The organism is Ruminococcus bicirculans (ex Wegman et al. 2014), from assembly GCF_000723465.1.
GTDB lineage: Bacteria > Bacillota > Clostridia > Oscillospirales > Ruminococcaceae > Hominimerdicola > Hominimerdicola aceti.
This window is the reverse complement of record NZ_HF545616.1, coordinates 1,431,099-1,445,912: the sequence shown is the minus strand read 5'-3', so window position 1 is coordinate 1,445,912 and position 14,814 is coordinate 1,431,099. Positions and strand designations below refer to the sequence as shown.

12 protein-coding genes are annotated in these 14,814 nt (G+C 46.8%); all 12 read right to left on the bottom strand.

The genetic code is table 11. The features are described 5' to 3' along the window. Positions 1-6: 6 nt before the first annotated feature. Positions 7-870, bottom strand: coding sequence for a hypothetical protein (locus tag RBI_RS06580; RefSeq protein WP_038671875.1), 864 nt, complete (start codon positions 868-870; stop codon positions 7-9). 6 nt (positions 871-876) lie between these two features. Beyond that, a complete protein-coding gene (locus tag RBI_RS06575; protein WP_038671874.1) occupies positions 877-1,689 on the bottom strand; it encodes a PcfB family protein in 813 nt (270 codons plus the stop codon). Next, positions 1,631-3,043 carry a relaxase/mobilization nuclease domain-containing protein gene (locus tag RBI_RS06570; protein ID WP_015522600.1) on the bottom strand — a complete coding sequence of 471 codons (1,413 nt, stop codon included), beginning with the start codon at positions 3,041-3,043 and terminating at the stop codon, positions 1,631-1,633. Before RBI_RS06570 ends, RBI_RS06575 begins: the two co-directional genes overlap by 59 nt. Then, positions 3,043-3,372 carry a plasmid mobilization protein gene (locus RBI_RS06565; RefSeq protein WP_015522601.1) on the bottom strand — a complete coding sequence of 110 codons (330 nt, stop codon included), beginning with the start codon at positions 3,370-3,372 and terminating at the stop codon, positions 3,043-3,045. The genes RBI_RS06570 and RBI_RS06565 overlap by 1 nt, the downstream gene beginning before the upstream one ends. Then, complete coding sequence (locus tag RBI_RS06560) at positions 3,332-3,484, bottom strand: DUF3789 domain-containing protein (protein WP_015522602.1); 153 nt, start codon at positions 3,482-3,484, stop codon at positions 3,332-3,334. Before RBI_RS06560 ends, RBI_RS06565 begins: the two co-directional genes overlap by 41 nt. A 92-nt stretch (positions 3,485-3,576) precedes the next feature. Further along, entirely contained in the window at positions 3,577-3,870 is a 294-nt protein-coding gene (locus tag RBI_RS06555) for a hypothetical protein (RefSeq protein ID WP_038671873.1), read from the bottom strand. 74 nt (positions 3,871-3,944) lie between these two features. After that, a complete protein-coding gene (locus RBI_RS06550) occupies positions 3,945-4,937 on the bottom strand; it encodes a DUF3991 and TOPRIM domain-containing protein (protein ID WP_038671872.1) in 993 nt (330 codons plus the stop codon). Between the two features lie 81 nt (positions 4,938-5,018). Further along, the gene (locus RBI_RS06545; RefSeq protein WP_038671871.1) at positions 5,019-6,263 is read right to left on the bottom strand and encodes a hypothetical protein; all 1,245 of its coding nucleotides are present in this window, start codon (positions 6,261-6,263) and stop codon (positions 5,019-5,021) included. Between the two features lie 120 nt (positions 6,264-6,383). Next, on the bottom strand, positions 6,384-6,731 hold the full coding sequence (locus RBI_RS06540) for a DUF6664 family protein (protein ID WP_038671861.1): 348 nt from the start codon (positions 6,729-6,731) through the stop codon (positions 6,384-6,386). A 59-nt stretch (positions 6,732-6,790) separates the two neighbouring features. Then, a complete protein-coding gene (locus tag RBI_RS06535; protein WP_242843688.1) occupies positions 6,791-12,703 on the bottom strand; it encodes an LPD25 domain-containing protein in 5,913 nt (1,970 codons plus the stop codon). 656 nt (positions 12,704-13,359) lie between these two features. After that, the gene (locus tag RBI_RS15265) at positions 13,360-13,713 is read right to left on the bottom strand and encodes a TnpV protein (protein ID WP_081646569.1); all 354 of its coding nucleotides are present in this window, start codon (positions 13,711-13,713) and stop codon (positions 13,360-13,362) included. An 885-nt stretch (positions 13,714-14,598) separates the two neighbouring features. Continuing rightward, entirely contained in the window at positions 14,599-14,805 is a 207-nt protein-coding gene (locus RBI_RS06530; RefSeq protein WP_025577652.1) for a hypothetical protein, read from the bottom strand. Positions 14,806-14,814: the final 9 nt, after the last annotated feature.

The window sequence follows — 14,814 nt, the reverse complement described above, 5'->3', positions numbered from 1 at the left end:
CTCCGATTAGCGTTCCTGCTCTTTGTTCTTTGCAGACTTGTTCTTCTCCATACTCTTATACATATCGCTCTGGATTTCGCCCAGAACATCACGCATCGTGCCAAGCTCTCCCTTGAACGCCTGCGTATCCATTTCCGCACACTCTCTGGGAAGTCTGGAAAAGTCAAAACCTCTGGTATCCACACCGTAACGGGAGCTTACCATATAGGCAACGCAGAAGGATTTGAAATCGGAAGCATCACGGCTCTCGTTGTACTTAAAATCATAGACCGCCGCCGACACTTCTTTTGCCATACTCACGAACAGCACTTCCTCGGAAAGCCCCTTCTTGACAAAAATGGTCTGCTGAGAGCTGTCATAATAGGCAGGCAGTTCAAGCTCACCGACAGGAACACAGGGTACAGGGCTTGCATCAATCAGAGCCGACACAAGCTCACGCATGGATTTCGGCTCCTGTTCCTGCTGCCTGTCCTTTGCCGAGGTTTCAGAAATGTCATAAACCACTTTGGCATTGTAGGAGACGCCCTTTGTCCCGTCCTCACGGGTGTATTCCTTGCTCGGCTCAAGAATAATGATTTTTTGTGCGTCCTTGTTCACATAGACACGGCTCGCTTTCCATTTGTTGTACTCTTTAAGCTGCGTTGCTTCGGGCATCTGTGCTGATACCAGAATAGCGTTAGCCACGGAGTAGCGGTCAAAGCGACCCTGCACATCAAGATACTGACGGAAGCTGTCGCCGCTTGCCATCATTTCAGAGCAGGTATTGTCAATCAGCTCATAGGCTTCTTTCCGCTGTGCCTGCTTTGCGGCAGCCCATTCCTCTTTATCAAAAGGTCTGTTGCCGCCGCTGAATACATCGTAAATACTCATAGCTGTTTACCTCGTTTCTTTGGATTTTGGTTTCTTTTTCTTTCTCTGGGGCTGTTTATGCTCCGTTTTCCTGTTAGCACTTTTCGCCCTGTCGGAAGCTCCGCTTTTGTCCAGGGCGGAAGTGCCAATCTCTGCTTCCTGCTCCTTGCGGCTCTCCTTGATTTTCCGCAGTTCCTCTCTGACAGAAGGTTTCTCCTTAGTCATAGTAGCCCCCTCTGCGGACTTCTTTGGCTGCTCTGAGGTAGGCTCGGACTGAGGGGATTTTTCTGTCTTTGCCACCGAGGGGTTTGGGGCGTTTTCCTCCTTCTGGACAGGCTTGCCCATAAGCTCGTCAAGCAGCTTATCTTTCTCCGCCTTTTCCTGCACGCCAATATCTGGCTCTGGCTGACCGTCCTTTGCATCTTTGGATTTCTCAGCTTCCGTCACAATAGAAGCGGTATCCACCGAAGCAAGATTAAAGCGTTCCACAATACGGCTGATTTTCGATGCGTCCTCGGCACGAGCGATGACATCGACCTCTGCATTTGGGTCTTTGTTTTTTCTGTCCGTGAGGACGCAGTAAAGCACACCGTATTTTTTTGCTTCCTGCGTGAACTTCTTTAAGTCGGCGCTTTTGACGGTAAAGACTTTCAGCTCCTTGCCAGAACGGAGCATACTTGTCAGCCTTGCTTTTCCTTTGGTTTTCTTTTCTTCTTTGAGAATGGAATACAACAGGATAGCGATGTTCTTCGCACCTGCACCTGTGATTTTGGCAGCGACCTCAAAGCCCTCCAAGCTCATTCGGACGATTTGTTCTGCCGCTTCGCCGCCTGTGTTCATTCTTCATCAGCTCCTTTCTTCGCTGTTCGTTTTCGTCTGCCCGTATCGTCTGCAATTTTTCCTTGAGGGTATCACTACGGGCGGAAATGCCCTCGCACAGTCTGACCTCCTTTCGGATAACTTTCAGCCGCCCCGAAATATCGGAAATCTCTGCCTTGACCGCTTCCTTTTCTTCGCCGCTTATCCTGCGGGATTTGGAGTAAAGCTCCTTTCGCTTCTGAAGCAGGGCAGACATCTCCGTTTCCAGAGAGCCTTTATATGAACAAAGCTGCTCCGCCGTATCAATGTGATTGCGGCAAAGCAGCCTTGTTTCCTGTGTGATGGCTTCCATCTTCATAAGGTCGTCCTTTAAGAGATAATGAAGCCGTGCATAATTTTGTTTTCTGCCTTTTGGCAGGATACCGAGCTTGTAGCAGTAATGGAGATACAGTCCACGCAAGCCACCGATTTTCTTAGCGTTCTTCAAAGAGCCTTTGACCCGATAGACCTTAATCTGTGGCTGTGGCTCCGAGAAGCTCTGGAATTTGACCGCATAGGAATTTTCTCTGATACGCTCCATAATCCTGTCATTGGTGTATTCCTCTCCGAGCTTATAAAGCCGCTTGGGTCTTTGCCAGCCCTTGCCGATAATCGTCCAATACTTGCGGTTGGGGTCAAAGTTTATGCGGTAGCCCATTTCTGCCAACTGGCGGTCAAAGTCTTTCAGCGTGAATGATTTGCTGATAGCTTCGTCCACCGCCTGTCTTGCAACATTATCCCTCGTGGGTCGCCCCTGCTTTTCGGCTTGGTAAAGGGCGTAGGGCTTTTTCTTGCCGCTTGGGTGTTCGATGACGGACAGGGCATACTCACGGCAAAGCTCATCGGAGCGCTGACGGAGCAGCCGCAGATTTGCTTTGTTGTCGTGGTAGTGCATACCGTCAGCAAAAGAAACAGAGTTCACGACAAAGTGATTATGCAGGCAGTCGGTATTCAGATGGGTGGCAACGATGACTTGAAATCTGTTGCCCCACATTCGCTCAGCAAGTTTAACGCCGACTTCGTGAGCCTGCTCTGGCGTAACCTCACCGTGCTTGAAGCTCTGAAAGCCGTGGTAACAGACAATCTCGCTCGTGTCGTTCCACCCCGCTTTGGTAATCATCATTTCATCTCTAGCGGTGGTCGGGTCACAGTTTACGCCTGTGACAAAGAAACGCTGCTCGGTCTTATTCTTATTAGTAGCGTACTCCATTACATCGACCATCGCCTGCAGGTCGGCTTCGGTGTATTTGGGGTTGGCTGTCTTTTCGGGATTTTCGGCATAGTCGATTGGGTGGTCGAGCCTGCCACGCACATCCCATATCTCGCAGACCGCCATTACGATGACCTGCGTGGAAGCAGATACCTTTTGCGAATTTCAATCTGAAATTCGTGCCACTTCCTTGCTTCCTCACGGAGCATCGGGGTATCCACAAAGCCGAGGGCGTTTGCCTTAACCGCAAGCTGATTGATACGGTTGCCAATAGCGGACAGCTCACGCATCATTTTATAGAACTCTGGGTCGGGCTTTTCGCAGAGCTGATAGCCCCTTACCATTTCTCTTAAAAAGGCTTCTTTTGAGCGACCCGATTTCCGCACAAGCTCATTAAGGTGTTCGGCTTCCTCCTCAGTCAGACGGAAAAGTATCTGCACATTTCTTTTTCGCATTGTCCTCTTCCTTTCTCTCGGAAAGTCTGTTTATCTGCAAGCAGCACATACACACAACGCCGAACAGACCGCCGAGCATTGTGCCGATAATGAAAAATAAGAACTCACTCATTCTTGAACTCCTTTCTGTTCTCACGGGGTATTAGGGGGCTGCCCCCTAACAAGCGAATTTGGCTAACCAAATTCAGTGCTTGGTAAGACATCTCATTCTTCGCAATCGTCCTCATACATACACTCACCGCACACAGGGCAGAAGTACGGGCAGTCCGAACAATCTTCATTTTCCTGTGGTGTATTCTCGCCAACACCGTCAAGCCCGTCCTCTCTCTGCTCGGTAATATCGGCTTCGCCGCAGACAAAATCATCATCGGTAAAGTTGATAAGGTCGGTATCGAACAGGATAATTTTTGTTTTTTCCTTTGCCTGTTCGGGGCTTTCTGCATAGACGGAAACGGTCTTTTGATAATGGGCGGTAAGGGTTACATCATACTTTTTCAATGGTTCATTCCTCGCTTTCAGCACTAAATTTTGATTTGGTTTCGGTGTCTTTCTGGTGAGAATCTACTACACAATCAACGGGCATCACTCCTTTCACGCTTGGGCATAGGTCTTGCAATTTCCAGATAGGACAACAAAAAATCGTTGAAGTCCTTGCCGACAGGCGGTGGATCATCAACGATTTTGTAGTCTTTCTGCAACAGTTCTTTCAAAGTAGCGGTACAAAGCCTGCCTACCTTATCATTATCCAGATGCAGAACTATGGTCTTAATTTGTGGATTGGCACTCAAAAAAGTTGTGAGAGCTATGGGGATTTTGCAGTCCTTCATCTCTTTCTTTGGCTGATACACGCCTGAAAGAGAAAGCAGACTTTCCGATTTGTAGTCCTTGCCCTCGCATTTCAGATAAGTGGCATAGGACAGTAAATCAATGGCGGCTTCAAATAAATGCACGGTATCTGTCGGCTCTCTTGCCAGAAGTCGGAACGAATACCTTTTGTCGCTGCCCGATGCATCCTGTTTGAAAGTGCTGCCGAGCGTACTTCTAAGAGCCGCATATTTGGGTGTTCCGCTTTCATCTTTGCCGATAAAAACGGCGTTGTGATAGTCGGCGCTCTCATAAATTGTATCGTCTGCAACGCACTCCTGTATGAGCTGATAGTCAATACCACGCCCGAAAAGATACTGCAAAACTCTGTCGCAGTTCTTAAACTTCGGCGGCAAGAGAAGCACCTTTGGCTCATCTTTTTTCTCGGCAGGGGGCGGCGGTTTCCAGTCCGCCAACGCCTGTCCTGTAAGAATTTCCACGGCTTCTACGAAGTCATATTCCTTGACTTTTATCAGATAGTCGAGGGCAGAATAGCCGCCGAAACCTCTCGACCACCAATACCATTTGCCGTTGGAAATCTTTAAGCTGTCGTGTTCTGCGGTACAGTACACATTACTTGTGCCTTTGACCTTAACGAGATTGCTCGGCTCAAACTCACGCAGATAGGATAACAGGTCAATCTGGCGTACCCGTTCAAGCACATCTGGGTCAATCTGCACATAGGGTCTGTTAGTTCTCATTCAATAAAATCACCTCCAGAAAATAGAAATAGCCGAGGGGCTTTCGTTAAACGAAAACCTCTCGGCTATGTAAACGATATGTTATTTTGATAACAACACCAAATACTGAAACAGTTTATTAAGACGGTCTATTTCCTCTAAATAAATTGCTTCTTGCTCACTAAAATTTTGAACACCTAATGTCTCAACTATATGGGCTTTGGTGCTTTCTTGTTTATCCATTGAAAGCAAATGGTCAAAATATATTCGATAATCGTGAAGAATATACAACGGCGAAATCAATTTTTCAACATCAATCGTATTTCCAATTCCATTGCAGAATTTCAGCAATATTTCTTTGATAAGACGAATTGACTGCCACTTTCCGTATTGAGCATCTCTTTCATTTTCAGAATATAATGCCTCATACAATTCTCTCAACCGTCCAACATTAAAGCCCTCTACCAACACCTTGTCAAAAGCATTTATTACACCAGAAACACTTTGCTCTGTGAAAACAAGCGGACGCTTGATGTTTTTAGCGTGTTCCGAACATTCTTCGTCTAAATGGGCTAAATCAATGTTGTATTTTTTCTTAATGTTTGAAATGAAGCTGTCCTTATTCATTAGAATTTGTTTCTCTATAATAGGCTTACTAAAAGTACAGTTCATTTGTGCTTGAAAGAACTCTGAATCAACGATTAAATGGTCTGAGTCAACATTAAATCCTTTTAAAATCGCTTGGCTCTGAGTATCCATATAATTCAAATCGCCCAACCAAAATACTAACTTTCCATTACTGTTAAAACCAAATGGCACATCCCAATCATATATATATACTCCCTCTGGGTCTTTCTTACCTATGTGTCCATAGGTTTCTGAGAAAATATCCACTTCAAAATCGGGAACAGAAATAAAATATATAAGTGCTTTTCTATCGAAATAAACAGGTGTCAAAAAACCTTCTGTTGAATGTTCCTCATCATAACAAAGACCAGGGATATTATAATAATCTTTATGGTCGTATTTATAATCTGTTTCTTTACAATATTCAAATTTCTTTTTGTAGCTTTTTGAAACAAACTCTCCTACAAACTGTTCTTGTTCTATCATAGACTTATATGCACCATCTATAATTTGTTTGGAATATTCGGGCAGACATTTATCTCCACATTTATTACAACAAAGAACAAGTAACTCTGGAAAATGGAGCGTTCTATTTTCTATAACGACTGTTACATCATCGTCAATTAACTCTCGCACTCCTTCACAATTACTGCATTTATCTAATTTGTATGTTTGATATTCAGTTAGAAAATCATTATATGTGCTAAATCTAATATCCATATCTAAACCAACCTTCTTGCTTACTTTATTGTTCTAATTGTACCACAAAGGTATGCATTTTTCCACCTCTGCGGCTATGTAAAAGCGGCATCAGCTCCACGCCAATGCCGCCGTTCTTGGTTATAAAATTCCTGCCTTTTTGAGATACCCAACGCTGTCATAGCACCCTCTGAAATAGATTGCTTCCTGCTGCATATCGCTGAGCCTGTTCCGAAGCTCCAAAACTTCTATCAAAGTCTTACACTCCTGCTCGGATAAATCGCTCGGCTTTTCCGTATCCAGAGCCTCCATCACTTTTGGATACTCCTTGTAGAGTTCCTCTATCCTTTCCTCTATGGAACGGTATTCTGGATTGTCTTTGGGCAGCTTTGCGATAACGGAGCTTAGATATTCAGCAAAGATGTTGCTATGCACATCAACAAAGGTTTCAAATCTGAAATTATCAAGCACACCTTTCACCTCCGACATTTACTAATCTACACCTATTATACTTCCCAGAAATCAGCAATACAAATATGCAAACCGCATTATCTCTCCCGACTTGCATATTTTCTTTCGGGCTGTTCTTCTGTCTGCTCTGGCTCGGTATCCATAACGGAAGTATCTTTTTCATTTAGATTCAGCTCAATGTTAAGAGCGTTCAGCCGTTCCGCTTTTTCTTTCAACTCATCTTCAAAGGCAAAAGGCTTCTTGATTTCCTCCTTTGCGGTTTCAAGCTGTGCGATAGTTTCCGCCTTTTTGGTCTTGGCAGCTTCCAGTCTGGCAGGGAGCTTTGACAGCTCGTTTTCAATTCGGGTCAGATTTCCGAGGGCATCAGCACCTAAATCTACCTTATGCTTTGCTTTTCCGCAAAGGTTCATACAGTAATGGGCGTTGACGGTATCATAATAAATCTCCATTTGGAAACCTCGATAGCTGCCGATTTCGGTAGGTGCAGACATCGGATAGTCCTTGCAGATTGCAAGGAGCATTTCGCCTGCATCTGCCTTTTCGGTATAGGTCACGCCTTTTAGGGTCATCGGGCAAAACTTATCCTCACCCTGCGGCTTGTGCTGCTCGGCAAGAGCTGCATCATTTTCATAGCCTGCAATGCGTTCCTCATACTCCTTAATGGTCTGGGGATAGTATTTCAGCACTCTGTCCTCAAGGTCGTAATGCTCGGAAAGGTAACTCTGCTTTAACACTCGGAGCTTGGAAACCTGTATATCCAAATCCATCTTTTCCTTAAAACGGGCATCGCCTGTGGCAAGCATTTTAACCTCCGCAAAGGACAGGGCAACCTCGTCCACATCTTCGGCAGAACGGACAGGGCTTTTGCTCGTCATTATCTGGCTGATAAATTTCTGTTTGCTCTCCACCAACTGATAGAGGTAGGCATCAAAAGTCTGCTCGGTCACATAGCGGTAAACCTCCACCTCTGGGAACATATTGCCCTGCCGTTCAATACGTCCCTGCCTTTGTTCAAGGTCGGAAGGACGCCACGGACAATCAAGGTTATGGATTGCTATGAGCCTGTCCTGCACATTCGTACCTGCTCCCATCTTCGGAGTAGAGCCGAGCAGCACACGGACTTCGCCGCTTCTGACCTTGCCGAACAACTCTTTTTTCTGTGCATCGGTGGTCGCTTCGTGAATAAAACGTATCTGCCCAGCCGGGATACCACGGGCTATCAGCTTCTCCCTCATATCGTCGTAGACATTGAAAGTACCGTCATTTTTCGGGGTGGACAGGTCGCAGAACACAAGCTGTGTCGCTTTGGTATCGGCGTGTTCCTCCCAGATACGGTACACATTATCCACGCAGGCATTGACTTTACTGTCTGGGTCATCTGGCAGCATCGGGTCAATCATTCTCTGGTCAAGAGCCAGTTTCCGCCCGTCATTGGTTATCTTGAGCATATTGTCGATGTTCGGCTCGACAAGCCTTGCCCTGACTTTCTCAGCCCGCTTCGCAAGGGAAGCTACCATCTCAGTCTGTATCTCGCTCGGCTTGGTCTTAATATTGTGGTAATTGACCTTTGGCACGGGGAGCTTTAGCATATCGGCGGTCTGTATATCCGCCACCTCACGGAACATCTGCATCAGCTCTGGCAGGTTATAGAACTTGGCAAACCTCGTCTTGGCTCGGTAATTCGTGCCTTCGGGTGCTAATTCCAGAGCTGTAACCGTTTCTCCAAAGGTAGAAGCCCAACTGTCAAAATGCTGCAAACCATTCTGTGCAAGGGTGTCATACTGCAAGTACCTCTGAACGGAGTACAGCTCAACCATTGAATTGCTGACAGGCGTACCCGTTGCGAAAACCGTGCCACGGTTGCCCGTGATTTCGTCCAGATAGCGGCATTTCATAAAGAGGTCGCTTGATTTCTGGGCTTCGGTCTGGGCGATACCGCCTACATTTCGCATCTTGGTGTAGAGGTACAAATTCTTATAAAAATGGCTCTCATCAATGAAAAGCCTGTCAACGCCGAGCTGTTCAAAGTCGATAACCGTATCCTTACGCTTGGTGTCGTTAAGCTTTTCGAGCTTCGTCTTGATTGCCTTTCGGGTTTTCATTAGCTGTTTGACCGTGAACTGCTCGCCTTTGGAAGCCTGCACATCATCAATGCCACGCTCAATATCATCAAGCTGCTTCTCCAACTGTTCCCGCTGTCGTTCTATGCTCATCGGAATTTTTTCAAACTGAGAATGCCCAATAATGACTGCATCATAGTCGCCTGTGGCAATCCTACCGCAGAACTTCTTGCGGTTTCCTGTTTCAAAATCCTGCTTTGTTGTAACAAGGATATTTGCACTCGGATAGAGCCGCAGATACTCAGAAGCCCACTGACCGACAAGATGATTCGGCACAACAAACATAGATTTCTGACATAAACCGAGCCGTTTGCTTTCCTGTGCGGCGGCTACCATTTCAAAGGTTTTGCCTGCTCCCACCTTATGGGCAAGGAGCGTATTGCCGCCATAAAGGATATGGGCGATGGCGTTGACTTGATGTGCTCTTAGTGTGATTTCTGGACTGATACCTCCGAAAGTGATATGGCTTCCGTCATATTCACGGGGTCGCACAGAGTTAAAAGTGTCGTTGTAATAACGGACAAGACGGTTTCGCCGTTCTGGGTCTTTCCATATCCAATCCTGAAATGCCTGCTTGATGACTTCCTGCTTCGCCTGTGCCGCCGTAGTTTCCTTTGCATTGAACACCGCTTTTTTATTGCCGTGTTCGTCATACACATAATCAAAGATACGGGTGTCACGCAGATTTAAGGTGTCCTCAATAATGCGATAGGCGGAAGCTCTTTTCGTACCATAGGTGCTGTCCGCCTTTACATTCCCCATATCGGAGCTTTTATTCTCTATGAACCAGTCTCCGTTTATCGGGGTGTATCGTACCTTTAATCTGCCTGCAGCATAACTTGACGGAGTTAAAAGCTCCATCACAAACCGCTGTATATCTTCCTGCGGTATCCAAGTTGCACCCAGACGGACAGAGATTTCCGCCGCCGAGAGGTCTTTGGGAATGACCTTTTCCAAGGCTTCCACATTAACTGCAAGCTCTGGGTCATTCTTCGCAGCAAGCTCCGCAACCGTCAGCTTGTTTCGGACATTTCCTGACAGATACTCGTCTGCGGCTACATAGGAAACAGGCTCACAGTTCGGTACTTTGAAGATAATACCTTGTAAATTCTGTACAAGCTCAGCCTGCGTTTTGCCTGTGAGCTGCTCCATATAAGGCAAATCAACACGGGCTTTCTCTCCGATAGAGAGGGCAAGGGCTTCGCTTGCAGTTTCAACCGAAGTTACTTCTCGGTGGGGTTTGATAGTCCGCTTTGTGAACATATCTGCCTTCCGTTTGAAGTTGCCCTCATCATCAAGCACCTCCAGAGAACATAGAAGGAAGTAGCTCTCATCTGAAGCAAAAGCAAGATAGTTTCCTCGGCTGTTGATTAGACCGTATTTTGCGGTATAAACATCATACAGACGGTTGAGGTTTTCCTGCTCGGTGCGTATCATTTCCTCTGGGTAATCATCGGTCTGATACTCTATGAGCTTACGCACACAGTCACGAATTTGGATAAGTCCCTTAATACGGTTTTCTGCGGTCATCGACACAGAAGCAGGTTGCATACGGTCATTCTCTCGGAAGTAAACCCTGCCGTCCACCAGAGTAAAAGAGAAGTTACGCACATTCGGGTCAGCAGGAACGGAAAGCTCCTGCTCATCGGAGATTTCATCAACCCTATTATCAAGCTCTGGGATTTCGCCGTTTATCCTCTGAACTGCATTAGACAGAAGCTCGGAAAGTGGTATATCCTTACGGGCTTTACAGACAGGCTCGAAAGTACCAAAGCGTGTGTTTTCCATCTTTATCTCGCCCAACACCATTTCGGGGTGTTCGACAAAATATCTGTTCATCGTAACACCGTTTTCGTCCGTATCAAGGTGTACCCAGTCTGGCTCTATATCCATCACTCGGTCACGCTTTTGCAGGATAAGAATATCGCTCGTGACCTCCGTGCCTGCGTTTGCCTTAAAGGTGTTGTCTGGCAGACGGATAGCACCTAAAAGCTCGGCTCTCTGGGCAATATACTTGCGTACCTCTGGACTTGCTTTATCCATCGTACCCTTTGAGGTAATGAACATCACAACGCCGCCGGCACAGACTTTATCCAGAGCCTTTGCGAAAAAGTAGTCGTGTATGAGAAATTTCTGGGCGTTGTATCGGCTGTCATTGACCCTTATCTCCCCAAAAGGCACATTACCGAGGACTACATCAAAATGGTCGTCTGGGAGATTTGTTTTCTCAAAGCCCTCAATGGCAATGTTCGCTTTTTGGTAGAGCTGCTTTGCAATCCTGCCTGTGAGAGAGTCGATTTCCACGCCGTGGAGCTTGCTGTTTTGCATACTTTCGGGAAGCAGACCAAAGAAATTGCCTGTACCGCAGGACGGCTCCAAGATATTGCCCTGTGAAAAGCCCAGGCGGTCAAGTGCGTCATACATCGCCTTGATAACAACAGGCGGCGTATAAAAAGCGGTCAGCGTTGACTCCATAGCGGCACGGTATTCCTCTGGGGATAGGCTGGCATATAGCTCCTTAAATTCCTCCGCCCACGCCGCATTGTGTTCATCAAATGCCTTAGAAAGACCGCCCCAACCGACATATCGAGATAGGACTTCCTGTTCTTCGGGTGTGGCAAGGCGGTTTTCGATTTCAAGCTCGTGCAGCAGGTTGATTGCCGCCATATTGTTTCGGAACTTTTCTTTTGCTCCGCCGACACCGATGGCGTCATCGTTAATACGGAAATTATGACGGTCTGTGGCAAGAGTTTCCGTTTTTTCTTCGGGTGGTACGGTTTTTTCCTGTTCCAATAGCTTTTGGATATAGCCGATTTTCTCCACTCGGTTTATCGGAAAGCCCACATTGTTCTGGAATGTGATGTCACGCAGGGACACATCACCGCTGATTTTCCCAATGCTCTCAATGAGATATTTACGGTTATCTATGATGATTTCCCTGCCTATGAGGTCATCTGTGGATTGCTCCATTTCAATGACAGGAGCTTCTGAGCCATTCACTTTATCGGCATTCGCCTGTGGTTTTTCTTCGGCTTCCTCGGCTGTCCTGTACCAATCACTTTCGGTAGCCATAATCTCATCAAGGAGCTTTTCCTCCTCTTGGGTCAGCTCGGTGTGCTGTTCCAAGAATGGGATAAACTCATCTCTGCCACGGAGCAGGCTTTCTCGGTCATCTCCATATAGCTGTTCGCCCTTTGGCGATAAGGCATAATCGTAAAAATTCTTAATGTGGGCAATTAAATCGCCCTCACCATCGCCAATATCAAACCGCCCTTCATAGTTAAATTCCTCGCCGCCGATAACAGCCTTGATAACAAAATCGGTCTTGTGATACCACCCGATATTTTTATCGCCCTCACGCTCACGGTGCTGTTTCTCGTCCAAAATACCAAGCAGCTTATTACCCAGAGCAAAGCTCAAATCTGTATAGCGGTCATTAAGCTGTCTGTCATAAAAGGCAGGGTGTTCGGAAAAACCGATAGAAAACTGTATTCCGTCCTGCTTTTTCTCGGACGGTGTTTCTGTCCTCTGTTTCTCGGTTACGACCACTTTCAGATGGTCATTTGCAGGATTTTCCGTTAGCTTTTCTTCAAAGTCGGCTCGGCTGTATTCCTGTCCCAAGATAGGAAACTCGGCATTTTGCAGATAAACCTTTTCCTCGGTAAGTGTTGCAATCTCATATTTATCCGCACCGATATACACCACATCGCCCTCATTGTAGAGGTAGCGGAGTGGGTGCAGCTCCCTTAATTCCTCGGTAAACTTCCACCCATTACTGCGGCTGAAAACTGAGGTCGTTTTCCATTGTACCTGTGCAAGAAAGTCTATGAGCTGTTGAACGGTTGAGGGGTCGGATAAGTGCTGTTCCATTTGCTCGGCGGTAACATCTGCAAGGTCGCTTCGTTCCACAACAGATAACAGGTCTTTTTCGTACCTGTCCAAGTCACGGATAAAGTCAGATAGCCGCAAAGCAAGGGTATCCCGTTTGTCGGCAGGCGGCAGGTCACGGTGGGCGTCGATAAAACGCTGCCTTGCTATTTTCCTCTGGGTGTCAATCTCATATTGAGGGGCTGACACGCTCTCCAGATAATCGGCATAATGCTCTTTTTCTTTCGGATTGAGATAGCGGTTATCCTTAATCAGCTCACGCAGACGCTTTTCAACCTGTGACCATTTCAACACAAGGTCGTGATTGGTATAAGTGCCGTTTCGGTCAATGGCAAGACCTTTGCTGTCATGCCAAGAATGACCGCTGAAACCATCGGGGAAGATGTGCGTACCGCCGCCCGTTCCATACTCATTTTTAAGGAACTCAATATTTTTCTGTCTGTCCTCGCCCTTTTGAAATTGGCGGTAGATGCGGTATTTTCCGTCCGCAACGCCACTGCCTTTCTGAAGTACGGAGTCAATATCTTCTTTGGAAATAGCAAAAGCAGAGGCTTTTTCGTCCTCTGCTTTTGCTATCATTTCGATTTGTTCATCTACGGTTGGAAGATTGACCCTGACCTCATCCTCTTTGGCAACGCTTACTTGTAAATCAGTTCGGTCAGTATCACTTCCTCCGCTTGGCTGCGGATGTTGTTCATCAGTCCGACCCACTGCATCGGAGCTTTCTCTTTCAGTTCCTCTGTCACGCCCTGCTCGGCTGAGAGCTGCTTCGTCAGAAGCTCCAACCTCTGGAGTGCTGTCTGCTCTACCTCGTGCAGATGCCCGTTCAGCCTGCCCGATGTCAGCAGGTTGAGATAGGTCACTCGTTTGTGCTTCTCCAGATAATCCCTGTGCATCAAAGCGTACCTGCCAAGCGGAAGCTCTGGCTCTGTCGGTAATGTTAGGTCGGGAATAAGATAATCCCCCTGTCTGCTGTAAGTGATTTCGCTCATTGTATTCGCTCCTTTCGGGTTGTTGTCTGCCTTTATCATACTGAGCCTGCGTTCTTTGTGCAAAGGTGCGATTCTGGTCTTTTTCCGCCATTTGCACATTTCGGATAGACTGTGAGATTTCCCGTAACGCCATTTCCGCAATATCGCTCGTGGCAACGCCGATGGCGTTTATCATTGCAGGGGTATTGAAATTTACAATATCCGCAAAATCCTCTCGGTCAAAAAACTCATTCGTATCCAGACCGCAGCGGCTGATCAGCATAAAAGCAACGCTGTTTGCTGCCAGCCGCCTGTAAATGACTTCTATATTAAAGTCGTCCAGTTCTTCCAAAAAGCTGTCTTTCGTGCAGTCCTTTAACTGAGAAAAATAGTCTTGCAGATTGTCCTCCACGGCGTTCTTTGCCGTTTCCATTAAGGCAGAAGCAAGGTCAGTGCTTTCCACATCTCCAAACCTGTCCGAGAGCCTTTCCATAACAGCCTGCTCGTATCGCTCATCCATCTGCCATATCGGAACAGGGCGGCTGCCATAATAGCCCTCGTGGGTGTCGGACACATCAAAATAGTATTTCAGCGTATTCCTGCGACCTTTCGGGTCAAATACGGCAATACCCTTGCTGTCCTTATTGACCCAACGCTTGAACTGCCTGTTCCAAGTTTCGAGCTTCGCAACGGCGACAGCATCGGGGCGTTGGGCGTATATTAAAAGCTGTTCGTCATAACGGCATTTATAGTTGCGGCAGGCAGAGGACAGAAAGCCCTGCCACGCCTGCGGATTTTTTGCAACCGCAACGCCTGTACGCCGATACAGCTCTGTGATTAGCTGATACTTCGCAGCCATTCAACCTACACCTCCTTATCGTTTTTGTTTCAAATATTCCTGTTTGCTCACTCCGCACCACCGCCAAGAAAAGAAATGACCTTGTTCGATTTAATGCTCTTTTGCAGGTCATTGATGAGAGTAATATCCCCAACCGTGATGCCCTGCATAGAAAGAATATCGTCCATAGTCATAGCGGCAATCGCTTTTTCATCGGTAAAGCCTGCTTCCAAGACCTTATTCAAGACCTTGACGGCTTTCTGATTAACAGCCATATTCTAAAT

What these genes read in the sequence shown, in the direction of transcription:
- RBI_RS06530 (WP_025577652.1), bottom strand. Translation starts at nt 14,805, where the DNA reads ATGGCTGTTAATCAGAAAGCCGTCAAGGTCTTGAATAAGGTCTTGGAA.
- RBI_RS06580 (WP_038671875.1), bottom strand. Translation starts at nt 870, where the DNA reads ATGAGTATTTACGATGTATTCAGCGGCGGCAACAGACCTTTTGATAAA.
- RBI_RS06575 (WP_038671874.1), bottom strand. Translation starts at nt 1,689, where the DNA reads ATGAACACAGGCGGCGAAGCGGCAGAACAAATCGTCCGAATGAGCTTG.
- RBI_RS06550 (WP_038671872.1), bottom strand. Translation starts at nt 4,937, where the DNA reads ATGAGAACTAACAGACCCTATGTGCAGATTGACCCAGATGTGCTTGAA.
- RBI_RS06545 (WP_038671871.1), bottom strand. Translation starts at nt 6,263, where the DNA reads ATGGATATTAGATTTAGCACATATAATGATTTTCTAACTGAATATCAA.
- RBI_RS06560 (WP_015522602.1), bottom strand. Translation starts at nt 3,484, where the DNA reads ATGAGTGAGTTCTTATTTTTCATTATCGGCACAATGCTCGGCGGTCTG.
- RBI_RS06565 (WP_015522601.1), bottom strand. Translation starts at nt 3,372, where the DNA reads ATGCGAAAAAGAAATGTGCAGATACTTTTCCGTCTGACTGAGGAGGAA.
- RBI_RS15265 (WP_081646569.1), bottom strand. Translation starts at nt 13,713, where the DNA reads ATGAGCGAAATCACTTACAGCAGACAGGGGGATTATCTTATTCCCGAC.
- RBI_RS06535 (WP_242843688.1), bottom strand. Translation starts at nt 12,703, where the DNA reads ATGGAACAGCACTTATCCGACCCCTCAACCGTTCAACAGCTCATAGAC.
- RBI_RS06540 (WP_038671861.1), bottom strand. Translation starts at nt 6,731, where the DNA reads ATGTCGGAGGTGAAAGGTGTGCTTGATAATTTCAGATTTGAAACCTTT.
- RBI_RS06570 (WP_015522600.1), bottom strand. Translation starts at nt 3,043, where the DNA reads ATGGCGGTCTGCGAGATATGGGATGTGCGTGGCAGGCTCGACCACCCA.